This is a genomic window from Dactylosporangium salmoneum (assembly GCF_039532525.1).
In the GTDB taxonomy this organism is placed as follows: Bacteria; Actinomycetota; Actinomycetes; order Mycobacteriales; family Micromonosporaceae; genus Dactylosporangium; species Dactylosporangium salmoneum.
This window is the reverse complement of record NZ_BAAARV010000145.1, coordinates 39,250-62,968: the sequence shown is the minus strand read 5'-3', so window position 1 is coordinate 62,968 and position 23,719 is coordinate 39,250. Positions and strand designations below refer to the sequence as shown.

26 protein-coding genes and 1 pseudogene are annotated in these 23,719 nt (G+C 74.1%); 9 read left to right on the top strand and 18 right to left on the bottom strand.

From position 1 onward, the window contains the following. Positions 1–13 precede the first annotated feature (13 nt). Both ABD352_RS56790 and ABD352_RS56785 read right to left on the bottom strand, forming a co-directional pair. Positions 14–1,138, bottom strand: a complete 1,125-nt coding sequence (locus ABD352_RS56790) for a baeRF2 domain-containing protein (RefSeq protein ID WP_344621026.1) — start codon at positions 1,136–1,138, stop codon at positions 14–16. An 86-nt stretch (positions 1,139–1,224) separates the two neighbouring features. Beyond that, positions 1,225–1,368, bottom strand: a complete 144-nt coding sequence (locus tag ABD352_RS56785; RefSeq protein ID WP_344621025.1) for a hypothetical protein — start codon at positions 1,366–1,368, stop codon at positions 1,225–1,227. Between the two features lie 119 nt (positions 1,369–1,487). Here ABD352_RS56785 and ABD352_RS56780 point away from each other — a divergent pair, with 119 nt between their 5' ends. Genes ABD352_RS56780 through ABD352_RS56770 form a run of 3 tightly spaced genes read left to right on the top strand, consistent with a single transcriptional unit; the run spans position 1,488 to position 3,290 of the window. Beyond that, a complete protein-coding gene (locus tag ABD352_RS56780; RefSeq protein ID WP_344621024.1) occupies positions 1,488–1,775 on the top strand; it encodes a YciI family protein in 288 nt (95 codons plus the stop codon). Then, complete coding sequence (locus ABD352_RS56775; protein ID WP_344621023.1) at positions 1,772–2,617, top strand: SWIM zinc finger family protein; 846 nt, start codon at positions 1,772–1,774, stop codon at positions 2,615–2,617. Before ABD352_RS56780 ends, ABD352_RS56775 begins: the two co-directional genes overlap by 4 nt. Positions 2,618–2,666: 49 nt before the next feature. After that, the gene (locus tag ABD352_RS56770; protein ID WP_344621022.1) at positions 2,667–3,290 is read left to right on the top strand and encodes a hypothetical protein; all 624 of its coding nucleotides are present in this window, start codon (positions 2,667–2,669) and stop codon (positions 3,288–3,290) included. Here the strand turns inward: ABD352_RS56770 and ABD352_RS56765 are convergent. The 4 genes from ABD352_RS56765 to ABD352_RS56750 all read right to left on the bottom strand — a co-directional run bounded on the left by ABD352_RS56765 (position 3,256) and on the right by ABD352_RS56750 (position 6,832). Next, on the bottom strand, positions 3,256–4,587 hold the full coding sequence (locus ABD352_RS56765) for a MurL-like N-terminal domain-containing (protein ID WP_344621021.1): 1,332 nt from the start codon (positions 4,585–4,587) through the stop codon (positions 3,256–3,258). The genes ABD352_RS56770 and ABD352_RS56765 overlap by 35 nt on opposite strands. Before the next feature lie 90 nt (positions 4,588–4,677). Further along, the gene (locus ABD352_RS56760; RefSeq protein WP_344621020.1) at positions 4,678–5,256 is read right to left on the bottom strand and encodes a transcriptional regulator; all 579 of its coding nucleotides are present in this window, start codon (positions 5,254–5,256) and stop codon (positions 4,678–4,680) included. Then, positions 5,256–6,458, bottom strand: a complete 1,203-nt coding sequence (locus ABD352_RS56755; protein WP_344621019.1) for a PEP/pyruvate-binding domain-containing protein — start codon at positions 6,456–6,458, stop codon at positions 5,256–5,258. The genes ABD352_RS56760 and ABD352_RS56755 overlap by 1 nt, the downstream gene beginning before the upstream one ends. Continuing rightward, complete coding sequence (locus ABD352_RS56750; protein WP_344621018.1) at positions 6,455–6,832, bottom strand: DNA-binding protein; 378 nt, start codon at positions 6,830–6,832, stop codon at positions 6,455–6,457. The genes ABD352_RS56755 and ABD352_RS56750 overlap by 4 nt, the downstream gene beginning before the upstream one ends. 78 nt (positions 6,833–6,910) lie before the next feature. On the opposite strand from ABD352_RS56750, the gene ABD352_RS56745 reads away from it, so the two are divergent. Then, positions 6,911–7,459 (top strand): HAD domain-containing protein, encoded by a 549-nt coding sequence (locus ABD352_RS56745; protein WP_344621017.1) that lies wholly within the window; start codon positions 6,911–6,913, stop codon positions 7,457–7,459. Here ABD352_RS56745 and ABD352_RS56740 read toward each other — a convergent pair. Then, positions 7,434–8,873, bottom strand: coding sequence for a fibronectin type III domain-containing protein (locus ABD352_RS56740; protein ID WP_344621016.1), 1,440 nt, complete (start codon positions 8,871–8,873; stop codon positions 7,434–7,436). The genes ABD352_RS56745 and ABD352_RS56740 overlap by 26 nt on opposite strands. A 115-nt stretch (positions 8,874–8,988) precedes the next feature. Between ABD352_RS56740 and ABD352_RS56735 the strand changes: the two genes are divergently transcribed. The 3 genes from ABD352_RS56735 to ABD352_RS56725 all read left to right on the top strand — a co-directional run bounded on the left by ABD352_RS56735 (position 8,989) and on the right by ABD352_RS56725 (position 11,293). After that, positions 8,989–9,468, top strand: coding sequence for a GNAT family N-acetyltransferase (locus ABD352_RS56735; RefSeq protein ID WP_344621015.1), 480 nt, complete (start codon positions 8,989–8,991; stop codon positions 9,466–9,468). Between the two features lie 88 nt (positions 9,469–9,556). Then, positions 9,557–10,315, top strand: a complete 759-nt coding sequence (locus ABD352_RS56730; RefSeq protein ID WP_344621014.1) for a hypothetical protein — start codon at positions 9,557–9,559, stop codon at positions 10,313–10,315. A 97-nt stretch (positions 10,316–10,412) separates the two neighbouring features. Then, a protein-coding gene (locus tag ABD352_RS56725; protein ID WP_425554019.1) for an IS5 family transposase occupies positions 10,413–11,293 on the top strand; the annotation gives its coding sequence in 2 pieces (ribosomal slippage) (positions 10,413–10,748 and positions 10,751–11,293; 879 coding nt in all). Positions 11,294–11,312: 19 nt separating this feature from the next. On the opposite strand, the gene ABD352_RS56720 is transcribed toward ABD352_RS56725, so the two are convergent. From ABD352_RS56720 to ABD352_RS56680, 9 genes and pseudogenes are all read right to left on the bottom strand, one after another. Next, on the bottom strand, positions 11,313–11,708 hold the full coding sequence (locus ABD352_RS56720; protein WP_344621013.1) for a VOC family protein: 396 nt from the start codon (positions 11,706–11,708) through the stop codon (positions 11,313–11,315). A gap of 239 nt (positions 11,709–11,947) precedes the next feature. Next, a pseudogene (locus ABD352_RS56715) lies at positions 11,948–12,136 on the bottom strand (transposase); the annotation flags it as partial. Between the two features lie 44 nt (positions 12,137–12,180). Next, positions 12,181–12,618, bottom strand: coding sequence for a hypothetical protein (locus tag ABD352_RS56710; protein ID WP_344621012.1), 438 nt, complete (start codon positions 12,616–12,618; stop codon positions 12,181–12,183). A 41-nt stretch (positions 12,619–12,659) separates the two neighbouring features. After that, positions 12,660–13,664 (bottom strand): transmembrane transport protein, encoded by a 1,005-nt coding sequence (locus ABD352_RS56705; protein WP_344621011.1) that lies wholly within the window; start codon positions 13,662–13,664, stop codon positions 12,660–12,662. A 5-nt stretch (positions 13,665–13,669) separates the two neighbouring features. Further along, positions 13,670–14,476, bottom strand: a complete 807-nt coding sequence (locus ABD352_RS56700; protein WP_344621010.1) for an ABC transporter ATP-binding protein — start codon at positions 14,474–14,476, stop codon at positions 13,670–13,672. A gap of 78 nt (positions 14,477–14,554) precedes the next feature. After that, on the bottom strand, positions 14,555–14,812 hold the full coding sequence (locus tag ABD352_RS56695) for an ATP-binding protein (RefSeq protein WP_344621009.1): 258 nt from the start codon (positions 14,810–14,812) through the stop codon (positions 14,555–14,557). A gap of 15 nt (positions 14,813–14,827) precedes the next feature. Continuing rightward, positions 14,828–15,724 (bottom strand): septum formation family protein, encoded by an 897-nt coding sequence (locus ABD352_RS56690; protein WP_344621008.1) that lies wholly within the window; start codon positions 15,722–15,724, stop codon positions 14,828–14,830. Then, entirely contained in the window at positions 15,679–16,293 is a 615-nt protein-coding gene (locus ABD352_RS56685; protein WP_344621007.1) for a thioredoxin-like domain-containing protein, read from the bottom strand. Before ABD352_RS56685 ends, ABD352_RS56690 begins: the two co-directional genes overlap by 46 nt. Further along, the gene (locus ABD352_RS56680; protein WP_344621006.1) at positions 16,290–19,202 is read right to left on the bottom strand and encodes a DEAD/DEAH box helicase; all 2,913 of its coding nucleotides are present in this window, start codon (positions 19,200–19,202) and stop codon (positions 16,290–16,292) included. Before ABD352_RS56680 ends, ABD352_RS56685 begins: the two co-directional genes overlap by 4 nt. 130 nt (positions 19,203–19,332) lie before the next feature. Here ABD352_RS56680 and ABD352_RS56675 point away from each other — a divergent pair, with 130 nt between their 5' ends. Next, entirely contained in the window at positions 19,333–22,479 is a 3,147-nt protein-coding gene (locus ABD352_RS56675; protein ID WP_344621005.1) for a penicillin acylase family protein, read from the top strand. Here the strand turns inward: ABD352_RS56675 and ABD352_RS56670 are convergent. Together ABD352_RS56670 and ABD352_RS56665 are read right to left on the bottom strand one after the other, a co-directional pair. Next, complete coding sequence (locus ABD352_RS56670; protein WP_344621004.1) at positions 22,476–22,661, bottom strand: hypothetical protein; 186 nt, start codon at positions 22,659–22,661, stop codon at positions 22,476–22,478. The genes ABD352_RS56675 and ABD352_RS56670 overlap by 4 nt on opposite strands. Before the next feature lie 13 nt (positions 22,662–22,674). Continuing rightward, positions 22,675–23,199 carry an AAA family ATPase gene (locus ABD352_RS56665; protein WP_344621003.1) on the bottom strand — a complete coding sequence of 175 codons (525 nt, stop codon included), beginning with the start codon at positions 23,197–23,199 and terminating at the stop codon, positions 22,675–22,677. Between the two features lie 85 nt (positions 23,200–23,284). Here ABD352_RS56665 and ABD352_RS56660 point away from each other — a divergent pair, with 85 nt between their 5' ends. Further along, a complete protein-coding gene (locus ABD352_RS56660; protein ID WP_344621002.1) occupies positions 23,285–23,668 on the top strand; it encodes a response regulator in 384 nt (127 codons plus the stop codon). Positions 23,669–23,719: the final 51 nt, after the last annotated feature.

The window sequence follows — 23,719 nt, the reverse complement described above, 5'->3', positions numbered from 1 at the left end:
CGAACCCTGCGGGTCAGCGGTGGCGGGTCGTGGTGTCGGCGTAGCGCAGCAGCGTGGCGACGCCGATTCCCCCCGGCAGGTCCTCCGGGGCGACGAAGAGGATGTGGGCGTCGGAGCCGACCATGGCGCGGACGAGGGCGGCGTCGGCGCGGGCCCGCTCCGGGGAGGGGACGCCCATGGCCTTGAGCTCGGCCCGGTCGAACGACAGCTGCAGGGGCTCCGGGCCGATCCACAGCCGGCCGGTCGCGGAGGGGTCGTCGACGACCAGGATCGTGTCGGCCTGGCCGCGCTGCAGCGCGTGGACCACGGCCGGGAGCCCGTCGGCGGCGGCGCCGCCGGTGCCGCGGTGGCTGTGGTAGCGGTCGAGCACACCCGCGGCGGCCTCGGCGGCGCGCTCGGCGACGGCCTCGGCCGTGGCGTCGTCGAGGGCGGCCAGGTCGGCGCCGGCCGCGCGGGCGCCCGCGGTGGTCTGCACGACGCGCTCCTGCCAGTGCTCGGGCAGCTGGGCGACGAGCATGGGGCGGGCCTGCGGGTCGCCGGCGACGACGATGACCTCGGCGCCGCACTGCCAGGCCGCCTCGGCGACCGCGGCGGCCACGTCGCCGGCGTTGCGCTGCCAGGTCACATGGGCGGCCCGCTGGTAGCGCGGGGCCGACCAGCCGCCCGGCTTGCTGCGGTGCATCGGGAACACCTCGCCGCCGGCCACGCTCTCGCGGTGCACGACCCGGCCGATGTCGACAGCCTCGACGTCGCCGCCGGTGCGGTCCAGCAACACCCGCACGTACGGGATGCCCTCGCCCAGCTGCGCCAGCAGCGGCATCGTGTGCGGCAGCTGCTCGAACGCGGCGATCTGCCGGCGCGGCGGCCCGTCGAGCACGCGCATCAGCTCCACCCGGCCCTCGCAGGCGAACCCCGCAACGCCGCGCGGGCCCTCCCGGCCGCGCTCGGCGAGCAGGGCGGCCCCCAGCGCGTCCGCCGTCGCGCTGTCGCACCCGGCCCGCTCCAGCCCGGTGCGCGCGTTGCGCCAGCGCAGCTCGACCGCGGCGGTCACGTCCTCGCTCTGCCGCGTCCCGTCCAGGTACACCGAGGCCCACCGCCCCGGCCGCTCGTACAGGGGGCGCAGGAACGACACGTCCATCTCGTCCTCCTAGCTCGGCTTCGCCGGTCGGCGGCGGGCGCGGCGGCGTGGACGGCGGGCCTCGGCCCGGCCGGTCCCCCACCGGGTCACGGCTCGGAGACGGCCTGGAGCGGGCCACGCCGGCCGGCGCCACCGTGCCGGCGAGGCGTGCCGCAGATGGACAGCGCGCCGACCTCCAGGTCCGCCATCTTCCGGGCGGCCCCGGCGAGGTTCTCCCGAGCGGTGTTCATCGACCCCCTCGCTGGGCTCGTGGCCGCCGGCAACGTCCGGCCGTGCGTCTCGATCGAGTACCCGCTGCACCGGCCGACTACCCAAAATCGCGGGGCGGAGCGGTGGCTAGACTGCTCCGGTGTTCGTCATCACGCTGCGCTACCTGGCCCCGATGGAGCAGATCGACGCCGTGCTGCGCGAGCACCAGGACTGGGTCGACGCGCAGTACGACGAAGGGGTCTTCGTCGCCTCCGGGCCGCTGGTCCCCCGCACCGGCGGGGTGATCCTGGCCGCCGGCCTGCCGCGGGAGCAGCTGGAGGCCCGCCTGGAGACGGACCCGTTCCGGCGGCAGGAGCTGGCGCAGTACACCGTCATGGAATTCGCGCCGCGCCGGGTGGCCGCCGGGCTGGAGCGCCTGCAGGGGTGACGACGCCGGAGTACTGGGGCGCGCGGACGGTCCGGGTCGAGGGCGGCCTGCGGGCCCGCAGCACGCGCGGGGCGATCGGCGAGAGCTGGTGGTCCAAGCGCTTCCTGGCCGTGCTCGAGTCCTTCGCGCTCGGCACCCGCCTGACCCGGGGCCGCAACTACGCGCGGGCCGGCCAGGTGCTGCGCCTGGACGTCGTGCCGGGCCTGGTGAAGGCCACCGTGCAGGGCTCGCGCCCGGAGCCGTACAAGGTGTCGATCGGCCTCGCCACCTTCCCCGACGCCGTCTGGTCCGCGGTCGAGCAGGCCCTGGCGGCGGAGGCCCTCGGCGCCGCCAAGCTGCTGTCCGGCGAGCTCCCGCCGCACGTCGAGGACGTCTTCGGGGCGGCCGGGGCCCCGCTGTTCCCGGCCCGCTTCGCCGACCTCGCGATGCGCTGCTCGTGCCCCGACCAGGCGGTCCCCTGCAAGCACCTGGCCGCCACCTGCTACCTGCTGGCCGAGCGCTTCGACGCCGACCCGTTCCTCATCCTGCTGTGGCGCGGCCGCACCCGCGACGCCCTCCTGACGGCGCTGCGCACCCTGCGCGGCGGCGGGGAGGCCGAGCCCGACCCCGGCGAGGCCTCCGCGGCCGGCGTCGTTTCCCCCGTCGGTACCGCGAGTGCCCTGGCCGGCCTGACGGAGCCGGACGTGGAGATCGAGCGCTTCTGGCTCCCGCCGGTCCCGCTGAGCGACCCGGCACCGTCGTACGTCACCGAGCGCGACCTGCTGCTGCGCCAGCTCCCGGCCCCGCCCCCTGAGCTCGGCGGCCCGGAGGTCCTGCGCACCCTGCGCCGCTGGTACCGCTGAGCCGACCGCTGTTCTGCGGGGTTCGACGGGGAGCGATATGGTCGGCCGCATGGCTGCCGAGTGTGCGATCGACGGGTGCGCGGTGCTGGCGATCGGGCGGTGCCGGGAGTGCGGCCGGGCGTTCTGCATGTCGCACCAGGCGCACAACGAGGTGACCGGGGCGGGGTACGCCGCCCTGTGCATCCAGTGCCTGCAGCGGCGCCGCCGGGTGACCGGGGGCGGCGACGCCCGGGCCGAGGCGCGGGACGTGGCCGAGCGCGAGTGGGTGACGTCCGGCCAGGCCTCGCTCGATCTCTACGCGGCCGGGGTGGCGCCGGTGCCGGTGGTGGAGCGGCGCTCCCGCTTCGTCAAGCAGCGGCTCGGCCGGCCCCGCGAGGAGATCGACGAGCTCGAGGTCGGGGCGCTGTGGGTGATCGGGCGGTTCGAGTGGACCGAGATGCAGGAGATCCCGGAGACCCGCGCGTGGACGACCGGGCTGCTGGCCCACCCCTCCGGCGGGTACCCGGTGACGATGGTGGCCCGGGCCGTCGCCCGCTGCAAGGTGACCGACGGGCTGGCGACGCTGATCCGCGACGCGCCCTACGGGGACAGCTGGACGCAGCTCGAGCGGCGGGAGATCCCGCGGATCGCCGCGGCGGTCAGGAGCCTGATCGCGGCGAGCCCAGCGCGGTGAGCGCCGCCAGGTAGCGCGGCGGCACCACGTTCGGCGCGTCGCCGCGGAAGGCGGCGTCGACCTCGGCGTCGGCCGGCAGGCTCGGCACCTCGGCGGCGAGGGCCTTCACGATCGGGGTGTCGCGCCAGTCGGGCTGCTCGGTGAGCAGCCGCAGGGCGACGAGGGACTCCTCGATCTCGCCGACGCACTCGAAGGGCTTGTGCGCGGTGAGGCCCATGAGTTCGCGGTACCCCGGCAGCTGCGTCAGATCCGAGAACACGTCGGCGCCGAAGATGTGCAGCAGGCGCTCCCGGCCGGTGAAGGGGGCCAGCGCCAGGAAGACGAACCGGCACTTCGGGCAGTGCCCGCACCACCGGTCGCTGGCGCCGGTCAGCTTGAACGCCGCGTTGCAGCTGGTCACCACCTCGTCGTAGGCGGTGAACTTGGCGAACAGGGCGGCGATGTGCAGCTCGGACAGGCCGCGCAGCAACGAGAAGTACGCATCCTGGATCCCCGCGTGGGACAGCAGCGCCTCCCGCAGGTGCACCTCCGCCGGCAGCCCCTTCGACCACTGGTGGTTGATGTCGCGGCCGAGCCAGCTGAGATTCGGTACCGAGGCGGAGCTCTCGTTCGACATGACCACCGGGCCGAGGCCGTGCATGAGCGAGGCCGCGACAGCGATGAGCGAGTTGATCGCGGTGACCGGGATGTGCCCGTTGTAGGCGCCGGCCTCGTTGAGCTCGCGCATCCGCGGGTCGAGCCGGCGGCGCACCTCGCGCACCGGCTGCGGCGACACCGCCATCACGCTGCGGATGATCGCGTTGGGGTTCACGGCGAACAGCACCGGGTCGAGCCCGGCCCGCTGCAGCGCCTCCATGGTCACGATCGAGTCCTTGCCACCCCCGACCGCGGCCAGCGGCGGCCCGGACGGCACGTGCCGCCAGTCGGCCGGCTCGGCGAACCGCGCCGCCTCGATCGGGAGCTCGAGCACGTACTCCAGCTTGTTGCGGTACGCGAACTCGCCCAGCCCGTCGTGGTAGAGCGCCCGGACCCACGGCAGCGCGCCCTCGGCGAGCGCCACCCCGTCCAGCTCGACCCGCGGCGGCGCGGCGATCTTGTAGTAGGACGTGGAGGCGGCGACGTACAGCAGGTCGAGCACCCGATCCAGGGCGGGGTGCGCGACGGACGGCGGCCCGAAGTCGACGGTCTCGGTGAGGACCAGGTCACCGAGCGCGTAATGGAAGCGCGCCACGCCGGTCGAGGGGTCGAACTCGCGCCCCGGGAACCGCAGCGCCTCGACCTGCTCCCACGCGTTCAAGCCCTGGCTCCGTCCGCTCGGATGTTCGTCACCAACGCGCAATGGTAACGTTCGGCCGCCCGCGGTCCGTTTTGCACCGATATAGGGGCGTCACCGGGTGATGCCGAGGGTGGCGATGAGGTCCTCGTGGAGCTCGAACCAGACCTTGTGACACGAGTCGACCTCGATGCCGGTGATCCATGCCGGGTCGTGGACGGCCCGGGCCAGCGCGGCGGTGAACCGGTCGTGATAGCCGGCGAACCGGCTCAGGAGCCCGGCGAGGGGCCGTTCGAGGTCGCGCAGCTCGTTGGCGAGGCCGGCGAGATCATGGAAGGTGCCGGCGGCGTTGCCGGGGTCCAGCTGCCACGCGGTGAAGATCCGGGACGCCCGGGCGTTGTGCGGCAGGAACCGTTCGTGGACGGCGGTGACGGTCTCGCCGGCGCCGGTGCGGTCGAGCTCGTCGCGCAGCTGTGCCTCGTTGTACCGGTACCCGATCTGCGTGAGCGACCATCCGGTCAGGTCGGCGAAGGAGGATCTGCTGACCCGGCCGTACGCCTGGGCATCGAGGAGGTGCTCGCGGGTCTGGCCGGCGTCGAGGCCGAACCGGTCGCCGACGGCGGCGGTGCCGGCGAACCCCTTGAGCCGCACCGCGTGGAGCACGAGCAGGCCGGGCGGGGACGGGTGCGCCATCAGTCCGATCCTTCGGTGATGGTGCCGGCGGCACCGTCGACGGTGACGGGTGTGCCGTCGGTCAGGCTGGTCATCGCCCGGCCGGCGCCGACGACGGCGGGGATGCCGAACTCCCGCGCGACGATGGCGGCGTGGCTGAGGACGCCGCCGGTCTCGGTGACGACGGCGGCGGCGAGGCGGAACAGCGGGGTCCAGGCCGGGTCGGTGGTCCTGCACACCAGGACGTCGCCGCGCCGGACGCGGGCGAAGTCGTCGACCGAGCGCACCAGGCGGACCGGTCCCCTCGCCCGGCCGGGGCTGCTGGGCACGCCGGTGACCAGCGGGGGCGCCGAACCCTGGCCGTCCGCGACCGCCCGCGGGCCGGGGCGGCTGGGCACGCCGGTGACCAGCGGGGGTGCCGCACCCTGGCCGTCCGCGGCCGCCGGCGGGCCGAGGGCGGTGATCGGCCGCGACTGCAGCAGCCAGATCCGGTCGCCGTCGATGGCCCACTCGACGTCCTGGGGCCGGTCGAAGAGCTCCTCGCACCGCCGGCCGAGCGCGACCAGGCGGTGCACCTCGTCCGGGGCCAGGCAGCGGCGGTTGCGGTCGGTCGCGGGCACGGGCGTGCGGACGAGGCCTTCCTCGCGCAGGTCGAGCCGGCTCTGCTTGGCCCCGACGCCGACCCGGACGGTGTCTGCCGGCGCGGTCACGACGACCTCGTCGGGCACCACGGCGCCGGAGACGACGGACTCGCCGAGGCCCCAGGACGCGTTGATCACCACCGCGTCGGCGCCGGTGCGCGGGTCGCGGGTGAACAGCACGCCCGCGCGGTCGGCGGCGACGAGCTCCTGCACGATCACCGGCACGGCGGCCCCGCCGTCGAGGCCGAGGTGGGCCCGGTAGCTGCGGGCCCGGTCCGTGCGGGCCGAGGCCGCGCAGCGCCGGACGGCGGCCAGCACCTCGTCGTGTCCCCGGACGCCGAGGACGGTCTCCAGCTGCCCGGCGAAGGACGCCGCCGCGGAGTCCTCGGCCGGCCCCGACGAGCGCACCGCGACGGCCGGGCCGCGCAGCCGGCCCAGGTGATCCCCGATCTCCTCGTCGCCGGCCGGGTCGAGGACGACGAACCCGGCCGGGACGGGCAGGCCGGCGCGCAGCAGGACGGCGAGCCGGTGTGCCTTGCCGCCGCACGCGGGGCCCGCGTCGATCAGCGCGACGACGCTCACGAGCGGCCTTCCTCGCCGAGGCGGGACAGCACGCGCTCGTGCCGCTGCTGCGCCGCCTGGGCGGTCCGCAGCCCGAGCGGCCGCGCGACCTCGGCCCAGGTGAGTCCCTCGGCGCGGGCGACGAACAGCAGCCCCGCCTCGAGCTGGTCGAGCTCGGCGCGGGCCGACGCGAGCAGGGCGATCGCGGCCAGCAGGTCGTCGGGCAGCTCCAATGCGCCGCGGTCGGCACCGGCCCGCCACAGCGCCTGGCGGATCAGCGTGAACGCGTCGTGCGGCTGGCCGTCCGCGAGCCAGGGCAGCCGCGGCAGGTCGTTCCCGCCGCGGCCGGTCAGCCGGGCCCGGGCTCGCCGCTCGTCCGATCCTTCGTCGTGCACGGCCCCAGCCTGGTCATCAACAATCTGTTTGTCAACAAGTTGTTGAAGTCCCCGGTCGCGGCGGGTTATGGTCGGGCCTTGCACACCGCCCTCGTGCTCGACATCGACGGCGTCGTCTGCCCGGCGTCGGGGTTCAGCCCGTTCGGCGCCCTCGTTGCAGTCGGCGCCGTGCTGCAGCCGGTGCGCGTCGCGCCGGCCCTGTGCGCGGCGCTCGCCGACCTGGGCGCGCGCCCCGGTGTCACCCCGCTCTGGCTCACCAGCTGGCTGCCGCAGGCGCGCCGGGCCATGCGCGGGCCGTTCCCCGGGCAGGACTGGGACCAGGTCGAGGTACGCCCGTCCGGCGACGCGTGGCCCAAGCTCCCGGCGCTGCTCGCGTGGCTGGGCCGCAACCCGCACGTCACGCGGGTCGCCTGGGTGGACGACGACCTCGGCGGCACCGCACCCCCGGACCGCGCCCGGCACTGCGCCGAGGAACTGTCCCGCCGCGGCGTCGACCCGCTGCTGATCGCCCCCGCCGCCGCGCACGGGCTCGGGCCGCAGCACATCGCGCGCCTGCGACGCTGGATCCGGCCCGCCGGCCCCGGCGTCGCGCGCCGCGGCGCTACGGGGCGACCAGGAACGGGGTGATCACCTCGACCGGGGCCGTCGCCGGGGACTCGTCGCCGTTGGCGTCGACCGCGGTCAGGCGATATTGGTGCCGCTCGGCGCCGCGGGTGCGCAGGGTCACGGCGCTGCCCTGGTACGTGCCGACCACCGTGGCGCCGTCGTACAGGCGGTACGCCAGCCCGGCGGACGGCGTCCAGGACAGCGGGACGTCGGCGTCGTAGGCGTAGGCGATCGTCGGCTGGCCCGCGTGGAAGCCGAGCGGCGCCGCCGGGCGGCCGGCGGGCCCCGCGAGCGTGGTCACGGCCAGCGGCGCCGAGGCGGGCGTGTCGGGGCAGCCGGGCAGCGAGCCGACCACGCGCAGGCTGTGCTGGGAGGCCGGCGCCAGGCCCGTGAGCACCGCGGCCGGATCGGTGACGGTGGCGACGGGGCTGTCACCGTCGAGCACCGTGTAGGAGCCGGCCGTCGACTCGAGGGTCCAGTCCAGGCGCAGGGTCGACGCGCTGACGGCGGTGGCGGTCACCGCGGCCGGCGCCGGCGGGCCGGTCGGGCACTGTGCGGTCGAGGGCGACAGCACGGTGCTGTGCTCCGACTCGTTGCCGGCCACGTCCAGCGCCGCCACGGTGAAGCGGTGCACGGTGTTGTGGAACAGCCCGGCGACCGTCGCCGACGGGGTCCAGGTCGTGGCGACCCGGTAGGCGCCGTCGTAGACCGCGTACTGGTGGACGTAGGAGCCGTCGGTCGGCCCCGACCAGGCCAGGCCGATCGAGCGGTCGGCCTGGGCGGTGACCGCGAGGTTGCGCGGCGCGGCGGCCGTGTTGGTCGCGCCGGGCAGCGTGCGGGTGGTGGCGAAGCCGACCGCCGGGTCGCGCGAGTCGCAGTTGACCCGGCGCAGGGTGATCCCGTAGGCGGTGTCGGGGCTGAGGCCGCCGACGCGCAGGCTCGTGCCGGGCACGACGCCGTAGTCGCGGCCGTTGACCGTCAGGGCGAGCTGTGGCGAGGACCGGCCCACCGACCAGCGCACCGACAGCCCGGAGGACGTCACGTCGAAGACGGTGAGCGGCGCGGGCTCGTCGCACTGGGGCGCCATGCCGGGCGTCCACGTGGTACCGGTGAACGGCGCCGACGGGGCCGACTCCACGCCGGCCGGGGAGACCGCGGTGACCGTGTAGGTGTGGGTGGTGTTGACGCCGATGTACTGCATCGGGGCCGACGTCGTCGCCGTGCGCCGCACGACCGCGCCGCCCTCGTAGACGCGGAACGACGCGACCGCGGGCCCGCCCGCCGGCTGCCGCCAGGACAGGGCGATGCCGGTGTTGGCGACCGAACCGGTCAGGTCGGCGGGCGCCGGCGGAACCGGCCCGGCCGCGGCGGCCGCGGTGCCGACGGCGCCGGCGAGGACGGTCAGCACGACGGCCGGGACGACGAGCTTGCGCATCGACAATCCTCTCTACGGGGAATGCCGAGAAACAGTAAACAAAGTTACCTGTTGATGTCAACGGCCCGCTGTCCGGTCCGCTCCGTGGTGCCGGTGGGACCGGTAGGGTCGCGGCATGCTGTCCCTGGTCCGGCTGACCGAGGTCGACCCCGCTCACCTGATCGAGCTCATGAACGATCCCCGGGTCCGCCGGCACATGCCGCTCGCCGCCGGCTGCTTCGGCGGCGAGGACTGCGCCGCCTGGGTGGCCGCCAAGGAGGCCATGTGGCGCGACCACGGCTACGGCCCGTGGGCCCTTCTGGTCGACGGCGTGTTCGCCGGTTGGGGCGGCCCGCAGCCCGAGGGCAACGACGCCGACCTGGCCCTCGTGCTGCGTCCGGTGTTCTGGGGTCACGGGCGGGCGATCGCCGAGCGGCTCCTGGCCGAGGCGTTCGGCCCGCTCGGCTTCGACGAGGTGACCGTGCTGCTGCCGCCCTCCCGGGGCACCGCCGCCGTACGACGGTTCGGGTTTCGGCCCGATGGAGCGGTCGAGGTGGCCGGCCGGACGTTCCTGCGCTTCCGGCTCAGCTCACCCGGATCCGCTGGTCGCGCCTGATCACGTACTCGGACCTGCCGCGTTCCTGGCGTGCTTGCCGCCGGTGCCGGCCGACGGCAGAGAGCACATTCGTGGTATCAATGCCCGCGTGTCTGATGATCACGGGGATGAGTACGACGAGGACGGCGAGGCTCCGCCGGCAAAGGGTTCCTGGCGGATCCTGATCGTGTCAGGGATCGTGGCCGCGCTGGTCCTCATCTCGGCGGCGGTCGTCATCGGCTTCGAGCTGCGGGCCGCCAACCAGGTGTCAGCCGATACTTCGGCAGAGGCTGGTCCCGCTCCGTCGCTGGGACCCGACGTTCGCGCGGTCCGCTCCGAATGCCCGAAGTGCATCCATTCGATCGCCGTCGTCGACGGAATGTCCTGGGCCGACCGGCTTCCCCAGAAGGTGACGCTGAGCCCCGACAGCCGGGACACCACCGCCCAGGGCGAACGGCCGAACGCCACCACCGTCCACGGCGAACTGCAGCTCGACAACGCGCGGGTGTCCGTCACGGCACACTACGTGGACACCTGGTTGCTCGGGGCCGAGTGCCAGCTACGGGCTGTCGGCGACGCCCCGCTGACGCAGACCGGGCTGGACTTCCTCAAGGGCTGCGTCACCGCGGCCATCCCCGACAGCGAACCGGACCTGCTGTCGGCGACCCGCGACTGGGTGGAGGCGCGGTTCCGCCCCGCGGACACCCGGCAGCCACAGATCGGCTGGGTCTGCGGCCAGGTCGCGGTGGACTTCCTGCTCGACCGCCGCGGCGCCGACGTCGTGATCTCCGGCCGGGAGCTTCCCTTCAACGAGGCCAACCCCACGGACGTGGTGATCCCGGACGGCTGCCAAGAGCACCAGGCGTGATGCGGTCCGGTCTTGCTGGAGTGGTACCCGCTGCCGATCCCCCGGCCTAGGGCGTGTCCTGCCGATCATGTAGTGGTTGATCGCTGACGATGTATCGGTGGTTCGTCGTGGCGAGCTGACTGATGCGGCCTGGGCGGTGATTGCTCCGCTACTGCCGGAGCCTGGTGCCAGGTCGGGGCGGTGGCGTGATCACCGCCAGGTGATCAACGGGATCTTGTGGAAGTTGCGGACCGGGGCGCCGTGGCGGGACCTGCCGGAGCGGTACGGGCCGTCGAAGACCTGCCATGAGCGGTTGCGGCGGTGGACCGCGGACGGCACGTGGGATCGAGTCCTGACCGCGGCCCAGGTCCACGACGATGGTCAGCCGGTGGAGTGGGTGATCAGCGTGGACTCCTCGATCGTCCGGGCCCACCAGCATTCGGCTGGCGCCCGGAAAAAGGGGGAGCCACCGGCGTCGGGGGTGGCTGCGGGCCGGCGGTTGGTGCGCAGGACGGTGAGGCGATCGGCCGGTCCCGCGGCGGGCTGAGCACCAAGATTCACCTCGCGGTCGACGGGCGTGGCAGACCGTTGTCGATCCTGCTGACCGCGGGCCAGGCCGGCGACAACCCGCAACTACTCAACGTGCTCGACGCCATCTGCGTGCGCCGGCCCGGTCCGGGCGCACCGCGCAGGCGTCCTGACATGCTCATTGCCGACAAGGGTTACGCCCACGACTCGACCCGCGCGGCGCTACGGCGCCGCGGCATCCGCCACACCATCCCAGAACGCGCCGACCAGGTCGCCCGCCGGACTGCCAAGGGCAGCGCCGGCGGACGACCGCCGACCTTCGACCGGCACCTCTACCAGCGTCGCAACGTCGTCGAACGCCGCTTCAACCGGTTCAAGCACTGGCGCGACCTGGCCACTCGCTTCGCCAAACGCGCAAGCATCTACCGAGCAAGCCTCGTCATCATCGCTGCCCTGATGTGGTTGCCATGATCGACAGGACACGCTCTAACTAGTCGGTCGGCTCCGGCTCGAGGAACTCCAGCCGGTTGCCGAGCGGGTCGAACGCGTAGAAGCGGCGATGGCCCGGGAAGGTGTCGTCCCAGTTCACATCGACGCCGGACTCGGTCAGGTGCTTCGCCAAGGCGTCGATGCCGCTGATCAGCAGCCCGGGGTGTGCCTTGCGGGCCGCGACGAATTCCTTCTCGACACCGAAGTGCAGCTCCAGGGCGCCACCGCGGAACCAGCAGCCACCACGGGCGGCGAGGACCGGGGGCTTCTCCAGCTCCACCATCCCGAGGATGCCGCCGTAAAACGCCCGGATTTGGTCCTCGGCGCCCGGCGGGATCGCCAACTGGGTGTGGTGCAGGCCGTTGAACGAGTACTGCGGTTCTTCCTTCGTGCTCACGGACTTCCTTCCACGACGACTGCCAGCAATCTAGGTGGCCCCGACGGTCACCCACCGGCTATCGGTCACTACACCGGTTATCCGCATTTCGCGCACGGGGTCACGTCTGTCGCGGCGTAACGGTTTCACGGTTTGGTGGCAGGTGGGGCATGCGCCGGTCCAGGTGGCGAGCAGGAACCTGGGCCGCGGCCAGAATCCGCTGCCAGGCACCGTCCCGCAGTCCACCGCCGCAACCGCTAATGACAGGTTTTCCACGGCCCATACCGTTCCGGCACGTCACGCCACGGCGCGCCAGAACGCAGCTTCCACAGGATCCCGTTGATCACCTGCCGGTGATCACGCCACCGCCCCGACCGCGACCCAGCCTCGGGCAACAACGGCGCAATCACCGCCCACGCGGCATCAGTCAGCTCACCCCGGCGAACCACCGATACATCATCGATCAGCTACTTCATGATCGGCAGGACAGACCCTAAGGCCATGGGTCCGGCAGCGGGCCGGCCGCAGGCGACGGCCCGTACGGGGTATGACCCGCCCGGAAGCGTCTGAGGTCGTTGACCACGCGGATCAGCACGCGTTCGAACTGCATCGGCTCATCGGACAGCTTGCCCGTGTGGCGATCCGGGTGCTGCTCCACCTTCAACCCGGTGAGCCGGGCGGTGATCACCCGCGCCTCGTAGACCTGAAAACCGGTCCACGATCGCCACAGCCGCAGCGTGGCGGTGTCGTCGAGGTGGGCGAGCCATCGGATCTCCATGTCGAAGGTGCCCAGCCCGTCGCGGAGCAGACCGGCGGCGTCCGCGTCGAGGGCGAGCCGTGGGGCCTCGGCGACCGGGACCATCGCCAGGCCGGGCCGCACCTGGGCGGCGCTGCGTTCGGTGAAGAGGGGCCGCAGGTCGTGCACCGACATGGCGCCATTCTGGCCGCGCAAGGCCCGTGAGCACAGCGCGGTCAGGTGCGGTGCCGGATTCGCCACAGGGACAGGGCCGCGACCAGGGCCGACAGCAGCAGGTACAGGCCCGTCTCCGTGAGCTGAAAGCGCCAGAAGCGGTCGTTGGGCTGGAAGGCGATGTTCAGGTGCAGGTCGTGCGCCGCCAGGCACGGCGAGGAGTCGCCGAACGTCCCGGTCGCCCCCGTCTTCGGCGCGCGCATCAGGCAGTCGTCGAAGACTCCCGGGTCCAGCGGGCGGCCGTCCGGGGTGAGCAGCTCGCTCGTCGACGTCACCCAGGCGCCCGGCACGTCGATGCCCTTCACCACCGGGGCACTGCCCAGGGTGCCGAGGCTGTGCGCGCGGTCGATCTCCTCGGCCGTCATCGCGCGGGTGACGTGCAGGGCGGGCATGAGGTGGGGGCGGACCGCGTTCGGCATCACGAACAGGACCGTCAGCACGGCCACCGCGGTCAGCGCCATCGCGGGGAGGGTGCGGCGCAGGAAGAGCCCGGTCGCGGCGCCCAGCGCGGCCGCGAGGGCGGCCTGGCCCACCGGTGAGAGGAAGCGGGCGCCGAAGTTGACGGTGCCGAAGCGGTCGCCGGCGACGGCGTCGACGGGGGCCGCGGCCCAGGTCAGCAGGGCGGCCGCGGCGCCGGCCACGAGCATCGCGGCGAGGACGACCGTGGCCAGGCGCACGGCCAGCCAGCGGCGGCGGGGGACGCTCTGGTTCCAGGCCAGGCGGTGGGTGCCGGTCTCCAGCTCGCGGGCGACCAGCGGGGCGCCCCAGAACATGCCGATGAGCACCGGGACCAGGCCCAGGACGCCGGCCAGGAGCAGCAGGCGGGTGCGGTAGTCGCCGACCAGGCGGGCGAGCACCGGGGCGCAGCCGGCGGTGGCGTGGCACTGGGCGAGGTACCCGTCGCGGGCCGCGCGGATGTCCAGGCCGGTGCTGATCAGGTACGCGGCCAGCGCGGCCAGGGCCAGCGCGCCGGCGAGGGCCGGGGTGCGGAACAGCCGCCAGCTCATCCAGGTCATCGGGCGGCCCGGTTCAGGTAGGCCAGCACGAGGTCCGCGAGCGCGACCGGCGCGCCGGCGGTGCCGCGCACCACGTCGCCGTGGATGCGCTCGGCGTCCGGGGACAGGGGCGCGCCGGGCGGCACGCGGCGGTGGGCGGCCAGCAGGGCGGCCACGTCGCCGGCCAGCTGCACGCGGGCGCCGGCCAGGACGATGAGGTGGTCGCAGACCCGCTCGACGTCGGCGAGCAGGTGCGAGCTGAGGATCGCGCCCGCGCCGAGCTGCGCGACGGACTCCAGCAGGCCGCGCAGGAAGGCGTCGCGGGCCAGGGGGTCCAGCGCGGCCGCGGGCTCGTCGAGGATGAGCAGCTCGGGGCGCTTCGCCACGGCCAGGGTCAGGGCGAGCTGGGCCCGCTGGCCGCCGGAGAGGCGCCCGGCCCGCTGGTCCGGGGGCAGGCCGGCCCGCGCGACGCGGTCCCGGGCCATCGGGTCGTCCCAGCCGGTGTTCATCCGCGCGCCCATGCGCAGGTGCTCGGCGACGGTCAGCCCGGCGTACAGCGGCGCGTCCTGCGCCACGAAGCCGACCCGGGCCAGGTGCGCCGCGTCCGCCGCGGGCCGGGCGCCGAGCACGCGCAGGGTGCCGGCGCTGGGCTCGATGAGCCCGCAGGCCAGCTGCAGCAGCGTCGACTTGCCCGCGCCGTTGGGGCCGACGAGCCCGACGACCCGGCCGGGCGGCACGTCGAGGTCGACACCGGCGAGGGCCTCGCGCCGGCCGTAGTGCTTGGTCAGGCGTTGCGCCTGCAGTACCGCGTGAAGCGTTGACATGCCGGCAATGCTCCCGGCGCGCCCGTGCGCCGGCATCGTGCCGAAGCAGGGGTGGAGTCGTGCTTTCGGCCGGTTCGCTCAGCGGTGCAGGTGCACGCGGATGGCCGTCTCGCCGGGCGCGCTGAAGGTCTCCACCAGGTCGCACAGCTGATGGGTGAGCAGCAGCCCCCGCCCGCCGGGCTGGTCCGGCGGGGCCGGCCGCCGCCCGGCCAGCGGGCCGGTCAGGTGGCCGGCGTCGTTGACCTGGCAGATCAGCGACCCGCCGGCCGCCCACAGGTGCAGGGTGCCGCCGCCGGCGGTGTACCGCAGCGTGTTGGTCGCGAGCTCCGTGACCACGAACTCGAGGACCGGTCAGGACGGCAGCGGGCCGCTCCCGAGCCCCCGGACGGACGTGTGCAGGGGGTGGGTCGCGGGGACGTTGAGGAAGCAGTGCGCGACCCGGTCGCCCAGCTGCCACTGGGACCGGGTCAGGCCGTCCCAGAAGATGTAGATGTCCTTCCTGCCGTACAGCTGCGGCTCCGTCGTCCCCAGGAAGGCCGCCACCTGCGTGAAGCAGGCCCTGCTCACGGTCTCGTTGAGCGCCGCCGCGTCGGCCGGGAACGGGCCCTCGGGGGCGGTGTAGAGCCCGGCGAACTCGGTGTCGTGCGCGTCGGTGCACAGGACCGGGACGACCGCGTCGATGCTGGTGTAGAAGCCCTCCGGGGTGACGCCCGAGCCGTCGAGGTCCACGCAGCCGAGGGCGAGGGGGCGCGTGTCCTTCAGGCCGTCGCGCAGCGAGCCGGTGCGGGCCAGCGGGCCGAAGAGGTCGTCGGCGGCCACGGCCAGGCCGCAGACCCAGGTCCGCACCCCGGCGTTCCAGGCCGGCGCGCCGGGCAGGGACAGGTACGGAAACACCCGCCCCGTGTGCCAGTCGCCGCCCAGATACTCGCTCGCGGCGGTGCCGCAGGCGGCGAAGGCGGCCCGGACCGGGTCGGAGTCCCAGGCCGGCGGGGCGCCATCGGCGGGCAGATCGCCGGTGGTGACCACCTCGACGGTGTGCTCGGCCGTGCACGGCACCGTGCCGGCCACCGCGCGGTCCGGCTGCTCGAAGGCGCTGAACGCGCCGGTCAGGCAGTCGCCCGGGCGCGGCGTCGCGTAGGACGGCGCCGCCGGGGCGGACCAGCCCCGCGTGATGTCGCCGGGGGCGGAGCACCCGGCCAGCGTCAGGACGGCGACGAGGGCGAGGACGAAGTGGTGCCGTTGCTGCACGGGACGCCCGCCTCCAAAGACGCGGTCTGGCGGTACTTGCGGATGAACGCGTCGATGCGCGAGTCCTTGGTCGAGTCGAGCTGCAGCTGGTAGCCCCACGCCTGCAGCGAGACGGCCGTGGACTGGCCCTCGTAGGGGCTCATGAACATGTAGTCGTTGTCGCGCACGCGCTTGGCGAGGTCCTCGACCGACGCCGGGGCGAGGCCGGGCCGGTAGGTGATCCACACCGCGCCGTGCTCCAGGCTGTGCACGGCGTTGCCCTCGTCGACCGGGCTGGTGTAGACGTCGCCGAGGCAGCGCATCCAGACCGGGTGGTGGTTGCCGCCGGCGGCCGGCTTCATCGGGTAGTCGACCTGCACCGACGGGTCGATGTGGTTGCGCTCCAGCCACTCCGGGTGCGTGGTGCGGTAGTCGATCAGGCCGGGGATCGCCCCGTCGGTGGTGGCGGACGGGCCGGCGGCGTCCTTGCGGGCGACGTACCAGGCCACGCCCACCACGCCGGCGGCGCAGGCCAGCGCCAGGACCCCCACGATGCTGACCAGGGTCACGACCAGCGTCCGGTTGTTCATGCCGGCGACATTACCGCCCCGGGGTCCAGGGTCAGCAGGCCGCGCAGCTCCGCGGTGGACAGCTCGGTGAGCCAGCCCTCGCCGGTGCCGACGATCCGGGCCGCCAGCCCGCGCTTGTCGCTGATCAGCCCGGCGATCTTCTCCTCGACGGTGCCGGCGGTGACGAACTTGCGCACCTGGACCGCCCGGCGCTGGCCGATGCGGAAGGCGCGGTCGGTCGCCTGGTCCTCCACGGCCGGGTTCCACCAGCGATCGGCGTGGATGACGTGGTTGGCCGCGGTGAGCGTGAGCCCGGTGCCGCCGGCCTTGAGCGACAGCACGAACAGCGGCGGCGAGGACGGGCCGGCCTCCTGGAAGCGGGCCACGAGCGCGTCGCGGGCGGCCTTGCCCAGCCCGCCGTGCAGGAAGGCGACCTCGCGGCCGAAGCGGGCGGAGAGCTCGGCCCGCAGCATGGCGCCGAACTCGGCGTACTGGGTGAAGATCAGCGCCCGCTCCCCCGCGGCCAGGATCTCCTCGGCGATCTCCTCGAGGCGGGCCAGCTTCCCGCTGCGGCCCGGCAGGCGGCTGCCGTCGCGCAGGGCCAGCGCGGGGTGGTTGCAGATCTGCTTGAGCCGCGTCATGGTGGCCAGCACCAGGCCGCGCCGCTCGATGCCCTCGCTGCTGTCGATGCGGGCCAGCATGTCCTCGACCACGGCCTGGTAGAGGCTCGCCTGCTCGGCGGTCAGGCCGCAGACGACGTCCATCTCCAGCTTCTCGGGCAGGTCGGCGATGATGCCGCGGTCGGTCTTGAGCCGACGCAGCACGAAGGGCTGGGTGACGCGGCGCAGCCGCTCGGCCGCCTCCTCGTTGCCGTCGCGCTCGATCGGCTCGGCGTAGCGCTCCTTGAACTTCACGGCGCTGCCCAGCAGGCCCGGGTTGGCGAAGTCCATGATCGACCACAGGTCGGCGAGGCGGTTCTCGACCGGCGTGCCGGTGACGGCGATGCGGTGGCGGGCGGGCAGGTGACGTACCGCCGCGGCCTGTTTCGTGGCGGCGTTCTTGATGGCCTGGGCCTCGTCGAGCACGATCCGGTGCCACGGCACGGCGCGCAGCTTCTCGGCGTCGCGGGTCGCGACGGAGTAGGTGGTGACGAGCAGGTCGAACGCGGCCGGGTCGAGGGCGAGCGCCCGGTCGGCGCCGTGGTGGACGTGCACCCGCACCTCGGGGGCGAACTTGGCGGCCTCGCGCTGCCAGTTGCCGACCAGGGACATCGGGCAGACCAGCAGCGTCGGGCCGGGCGCGGCGGCGGCGATGAGCGCGAGCAGCTGCACCGTCTTGCCCAGGCCCATGTCGTCGGCGAGGATGCCCCCGAGGCCGGCCGCCTCCAGGAAGCGCATCCAGTTCAAACCCCGCAGCTGGTACGGCCGCAGCTGCCCCGAGAACGCATCGGGCACCCCGGCGTCGCCGATGCGCAGCTCGGTCTCCCCGCTGAGCAGGTCGCCCAGCCAGCCGTCGGCGGTGACCTCGACGACCGGCAGCCCGCCGGGCCCCTCGGCCGCGCCACCGGCCAGGTCGAGCAGGTCGGCGACGGTCATCGCCTCCTGCTCGCGCTGCCGCTGCAGGAACGTCAGCCCCTCGGCCAGGCGGCGCGGGTCGAGCTCGACCCACTGCCCGCGCAGCCGGATCAGCGGCGCCTTGAGGTCGGTGAGGCTGCGCAGCTCGTCCTCGGTGAGCGGCTCGTCGCCGAGGGCCAGCTCCCACCTGTAGTCCACGACGGCGGCAAGGCCCAGGCCACTGTCCACGGCGACGGTGCCCGGCGCGGCCCCGCCGGACTTGGTCTTGGCGGTGAGCCGGGCCCCGAGGCGGGCCGAGGCCTTGCGCCACCAGCCCGGCAGTACGACGCCGAAGCCGGCCCCGGCCAGCAGCGGGGCGGCCTCGCTGAGCAGCCGGTGGGCGCCGTCGGTGTCCAGGCGCAGCGCGGTCGGGCGGGCCTCGCGCAGGGCGTCCTCGAGGGCGGGGTAGAGCCGGCTGGCCCGGCCGAGCTCGGCCAGCAGCGTCTCCTGGGGGGCCGGGATGTGCCGCTGCAGGGCCTGCAGCGCACCGCGGGAGCGCCAGACCCGGTCGGCGTCCACGACGAGGCTGGGCTCGTCGGCGGCCTGCAGCGCGAACTCGAGCGTCCAGTCCGGGTCCTCCTCCTGGGGCTCGACCAGGCGGAAGCAGGCGCGGACGGCGCCGCCCACGGCGTCGGCCTCCCAGGCGGTGAGGGCCGTGGCGAGCCGTTCGAGCTCGGCCGGACCGCGGCCGACCCGCCGGTCGCGGCCCGTGAGGGCGGCGAGCCAGCCGGTCGCCTCCTCGGTGCCCAGCGTGGCCCGGGCGGCCGCGTCGACCAGGGCGTCGAGGATCCCGGCGGTCGCCTCGGCGCGGGTGGCGGCCTGACCGGCGGCGAGCGCGGCCGAGGGCAGGGCCAGGGCGAGCGCGCGGGCGTGGGCGGCGTCGCGGCCGGTGAGCACGGGCCGCCAGAGGGCCTCGTCGCCCACCACGGCGGGGAGCATCCGGCCGCGCGCGACGAGGGCGGCGGCGAACCCGCCGGCGGTCGCGAACCAGCGGGTGGACTCGGCCAGGACCAGGTCATCGCCGGCCATGGCGGCCAGGCCGCGCAGCACGCCGAGGGCGTCGTCCGGGTGGTACTCCACGGTGTCGACCAGCCACGGCCGCGGCTTGGCGGTGCCGGTGACGGCGGGCGAGGCCTCGGGGCGGCGGTTCAGGGTCGGCAGGGTCAGGGTGCGCTCGGCGGTCACGCCGGCGTCGCCGTCCAGCCGCAGGCCGGCGACGGCGAACGGGTGGCGGCGGCCGCCGGGCGCGGGCAGCGACGGGTCCTCGGCCCACAGGCCGACCCGGCCTTCGACCCAGAGGGCGTGGACCACGAGCACCCGCAGAAGCGTAGTGGAACCCCTGCGTATCGAGGGCGCGAGACCTCTATCCAGTGACGGGCGTCGTTGTTACCATCCGGTAATCCGAGTCATTTTCATATTGACTCGCAACCCCCGGAAGGGATCCGCCATGTCCCTGCCTCTCGTCAAACGCGCCCTGGGGGCCTTACTGCTGGCCTCCGCCGCGCTCGTCGCCCCCGCCCTCGCGAGCCCGGCCCAGGCGGCCGTGCTCGCCCCGAACGACTACTGCCTCGAGCAGTGCAACGACATCCTGCCGCCGGGCCAGAACGGCAACGCCACCCTCGCCGACATCCTGGCCCACCAGGCGCTGGGCTTCCGGCCGGCACACTCGGCCGACCAGCTCGGGCCGTACGCGAACCTCGTCGCCGCCTACACCGGGCTCACCGACGAGCAGATCTCGTCCTTCTACAACAGCGCGTCCTTCGGCGTGCCGGCCGGTCAGGTCGCGCGCAGCTACAGCCCGCGCTCCGACGTCACCATCGTGCGGGACAAGGCGCTCGGCGTGCCGCACGTCACCGGCGCCACCCGGGCCGGGACCATGTTCGGCGCCGGCTACGCGGGGGCCGAGGACCGGCTGTTCGTCATGGACCTCATGCGCCGGGTCGGGCGGGGCAAGCTCACCCCGTTCGCGGGTGGCGCGCCCGGCAACCGGGAGCTGGAGCAGAGCATCTGGCGCAACGCCCCCTACACCGAGGCCGACCTGCAGGCCCAGGTGGAGGCGCTGCGGACCAAGGGGGCGCGGGGCGCGCAGCTGTACGACGACGTGCAGTCGTACGTGGCCGGCATCAACGCCTACATCGCGGCCTGCATGGCGGGGCGCAACTGCCCCGGGGAGTACGTGCTCACCGGGCACCTCGACGCGGTCACCAACGCCGGCGGCCCGGAGCCGTTCCAGATGACCGACCTGATCGCGATCGCCGGCGTGGTCGGCGGCCTCTTCGGCGGCGGCGGGGGCGGCGAGGTCGAGTCGGCGCTCGTGCGGGTGACCGCCCGGGCCCGCTACGGCGCCACCGAGGGCGATCGGCTGTGGGCCGCCTTCCGCGAGCAGAACGACCCCGAGGCGGTGCTGACCCTGCACAACGGGCAGTCCTTCCCCTACGGCGCGGCCGACCCGGACGCGCCCGGGGTGGCGCTGCCGGACGCGGGCAGCGTGAGCGCCCAGCCGGTGGTGTTCAACCCCAGCGGCTCGGCCACGACGACCGCCGGGCTCGCCCCCGGGACGGCGACGAAGCGCGGCATGTCCAACGCCGTGGTGGTCGACGCGGCCCACTCGGCCACCGGGCACCCGATCGCCGTCTTCGGGCCGCAGACCGGGTACTTCTCGCCGCAGCTGCTCATGCTGCAGGAGCTGCAGGGGCCGGGGGTCAGCGCGCACGGGGTCGCCTTCGCCGGGCTCAACCTCTACGTGCTGCTCGGCCGCGGGCAGGACTACGCGTGGAGCGCCACCTCGGCCGAGCAGGACATCACCGACACGTACGCGGTGCCGCTGTGCAACACCGACGGGTCGGCGGCGACGACGGCGTCGAGCGCGTACCTCTTCCACGGCGCGTGCACGCCGATGGAGGCGCTCACGCAGAACAACTCCTGGACGCCGACCGTCGCCGACTCCACGCCGGCCGGGTCGTACCAGCTGATCACGTACCGCACGAAGTACGGGCTGGTGGCGTACCGCGGCGCGGTCGCCGGGCGGCCGGTCGCCTTCACCCAGCTGCGCTCGACCTACCGGCACGAGGCCGACTCGGCCATCGGGTTCCAGGCGTTCAACGACCCCTCGGCCATGGGCACGCCGGCCCAGTTCATCGCCTCGGCGTCCGACGTGGGGTACGCCTTCAACTGGTTCTACGTCAACGCCACCGACACCGCCTACTTCAACTCGGGCGCCGACCCGGTGCGCAAGTCCGGGGCGAACCCGAACCTGCCGACCAAGGCGGAGGCGGCTTATGAATGGTCCGGCTGGAATGCCGATACGAATACGGCCGACTACATTCCGGTGACCCAGCATCCGCAGTCGACCGGGCAGGATTATTTCGTCTCTTGGAATAACAAGCAAAGTAAGGACTTCTCCGCGGCGGACGGAAACTTCAGTTTCGGCGCCGTGCAGCGCGCGGATCTGCTCGACAAGCGGGTCAAGACCGCGCTCTCCGCGGGCAAGGTGGACCGGGCCGGGGTGGTCAAGGTGGTCGAGGACGCCGCCGTGACCGACCTGCGGGCCGAGAACCTGCTGCCCGAGCTGCTGCGCATCCTCGACCCGGCCGGGACCTCGACCGATCCCGCCGTGGCCGGGCTGCGGGCCTGGCTGGCCGCCGGGAGCAAGCGGGTGGAGACCTCCCCCGGCTCGCACGTCTACCAGCACGCCGACGCGATCCGCACGTTCGACACCTGGTGGCCCAAGCTGGTGGAGGGCACCTTCCGGCCCGGGCTCGGCGACGACGTCTACGCGGCGCTGACCTCGGCGCTGCAGATCGACGAGTCGCCCTCCGGGTTCACCGGCCCGACGAACGCCGGGTCGCTGAACCAGACCCAGAGCCACAAGGGGTCCTCGTTCCAGTACGGCTGGTGGGGGTACCTCGACAAGGACCTCCGCACGGTCCTGGGCGACCCGGTGCAGGGCGGCCTGGGCCGCACCTACTGCGGCGGCGGGAGCCTGGCCGCGTGCAGGCAGGTGCTGGCCACGACGCTCGCCACGGCCGCCGCGGTGCCGGCCACGAGCACCTACCCGGGCGACAAGTACTGCTCGGCCGGCGACCAGTGGTGCGCCGACACGATCGTGCAGTCGCCGCTCGGCGGAATCACCCACGACAAGATCTCCTGGCAGAACCGGCCGACGTACCAGCAGGTCGTGTCGTTCCCGGCCAAGCGCGGCGACAGCCTGACCAACCTGGCGCAGGGCCGCGGCGTGAGCGCCAACGGCACGTTCCTGGGCTACTCGGCCGGGGCCGCGGTGGACGGGGACCCGACCACGCGGTGGAGCAGCTGGTGGACCGACAACCAGTCGATCACCGTCGACCTGGGATCGGCGAAGCCGGTGCGCCGGGTCATCCTGCGGTGGGAGTCGGCGTACGGGTCGCGGTACCGCATCGAAACCTCCGCCAACGGGAGCTCCTGGAGCACCGCCGCCACCGTCGACGCGGGCAACGGCGGGCTCGACAACGTCACGTTCGCGCCGGTCAGCGCCCGCTACGTGCGCATGACGGGCGTGGCCCGCGGCACGAGCTACGGCTACTCGCTGTGGGAGTTCGAGGTGTACGGCAGCTAGACCACCGCACGGTGGCGGCCGGCCCGCAGCTCGCCGAGCCCCGGGTCGGCCGCCGCCCAGGTGACGTGCCGCCCTTCCCGGCTGAGCACGCACGTGCCGACGAGCAGCTCGACGAGCACGTGCCGGCCGAAGCCCGGCGGGGGCGCGGCCGGCGCCCGCTCGGCCACGAACGCCGCGGCCACGCTGCGCCGCAGCTCAGGCCGCCCGCCAGCCGTTGATCAGCGCCTCCGCCTCGTCCGCGACCTCCTGCGCGACCAGGTCGTCGGTGTCCACGACCGCGCCGAGCGCCCGCAGGTCGCGCCGGGCGGTGAGGTAGGCGCCCAGGTCGTCCAGGCGCCAGCCGCCCGCATCCGGGCGCTCGTCGGCCTCGACCCGCTCGACCAGCGCCGGCCCCGAGATGTCCAGCAGCAGGTGGCGCGCCTCGTGGCCGCGCTCGCGCAGGCCGCCCAGCAGCTCCTCCAGGTGCCTGCGGCGCAGCACGGTCATCGGCACCAGCAGTGGGTCGGCCCCGCGGGCCTGCCGGGCCACCGCGGCCACCACCGCCGCCCGCCAGCCGGGCAGGTCCTGGTGGTCGCCGTGGCGGACCAGCCCGGCGGTGCGCCGGAACACCCGGTCCACCCGCTCGGCGTCGAACGTGCGGGCGCGGGCCGCCCGCCGGCACAGCTCGGCCGCGAGGGTCGCCTTGCCCACGCCCGGGGGGCCGTTGAGCCACACGATCACGGGCGCCTCCTGACGTCGGCCGGCTTCCAGGATTCTCGCAGGTGGGATCGAGGGGGATGCCAGCCCGACACGGGATAAAGGAAGCATGACGATCCTGACCCTTCCCCGGCGCACCCCCGCCACCGCCGAGCACCACCGCATCGACGTGCTGATGATCACCCCGGCCGGACGCTTCACGGAGCTGGACCGGCACCTGCCAGCGGGCTGGTTCGTGACCCGCCGCGCCGAGATGCCCGCCGGCTGCCGCGAGCCCGACATCGTGGTCCTCGACGACCCCGGCCCGAGGACGGTCACCGCCGCCTGCCTGCGCCACCCCGCCGCCTCGATCGTGGCCGTGCTCAGCCCCTACAGCGACCACCAGGCCGTGGTCGACGTGCTGGAGGCCGGCGCCGACGCCTGTGTGCGCTCGGCCACCCCGGCCGTGATCGCCGCGCACCTGGAGGCCTGCCGGCGACGCCAGGCGGCATAACGGGATTTGGCGTTTCCCACAACATATTCCAGAGAGCGCTCTCAACCGATT

Bases quoted from the DNA above. Each gene is read 5' to 3' on its own strand.
- ABD352_RS56790 (WP_344621026.1), bottom strand. From the start codon at position 1,138: ATGGACGTGTCGTTCCTGCGCCCCCTGTACGAGCGGCCGGGGCGGTGG.
- ABD352_RS56785 (WP_344621025.1), bottom strand. From the start codon at position 1,368: ATGAACACCGCTCGGGAGAACCTCGCCGGGGCCGCCCGGAAGATGGCG.
- ABD352_RS56770 (WP_344621022.1), top strand. From the start codon at position 2,667: ATGGCTGCCGAGTGTGCGATCGACGGGTGCGCGGTGCTGGCGATCGGG.
- ABD352_RS56760 (WP_344621020.1), bottom strand. From the start codon at position 5,256: ATGGCGCACCCGTCCCCGCCCGGCCTGCTCGTGCTCCACGCGGTGCGG.
- ABD352_RS56740 (WP_344621016.1), bottom strand. From the start codon at position 8,873: ATGCGCAAGCTCGTCGTCCCGGCCGTCGTGCTGACCGTCCTCGCCGGC.
- ABD352_RS56735 (WP_344621015.1), top strand. From the start codon at position 8,989: ATGCTGTCCCTGGTCCGGCTGACCGAGGTCGACCCCGCTCACCTGATC.
- ABD352_RS56710 (WP_344621012.1), bottom strand. From the start codon at position 12,618: ATGTCGGTGCACGACCTGCGGCCCCTCTTCACCGAACGCAGCGCCGCC.
- ABD352_RS56705 (WP_344621011.1), bottom strand. From the start codon at position 13,664: ATGAGCTGGCGGCTGTTCCGCACCCCGGCCCTCGCCGGCGCGCTGGCC.
- ABD352_RS56700 (WP_344621010.1), bottom strand. From the start codon at position 14,476: ATGTCAACGCTTCACGCGGTACTGCAGGCGCAACGCCTGACCAAGCAC.
- ABD352_RS56685 (WP_344621007.1), bottom strand. From the start codon at position 16,293: ATGAACAACCGGACGCTGGTCGTGACCCTGGTCAGCATCGTGGGGGTC.
- ABD352_RS56675 (WP_344621005.1), top strand. From the start codon at position 19,333: ATGTCCCTGCCTCTCGTCAAACGCGCCCTGGGGGCCTTACTGCTGGCC.
- ABD352_RS56660 (WP_344621002.1), top strand. From the start codon at position 23,285: ATGACGATCCTGACCCTTCCCCGGCGCACCCCCGCCACCGCCGAGCAC.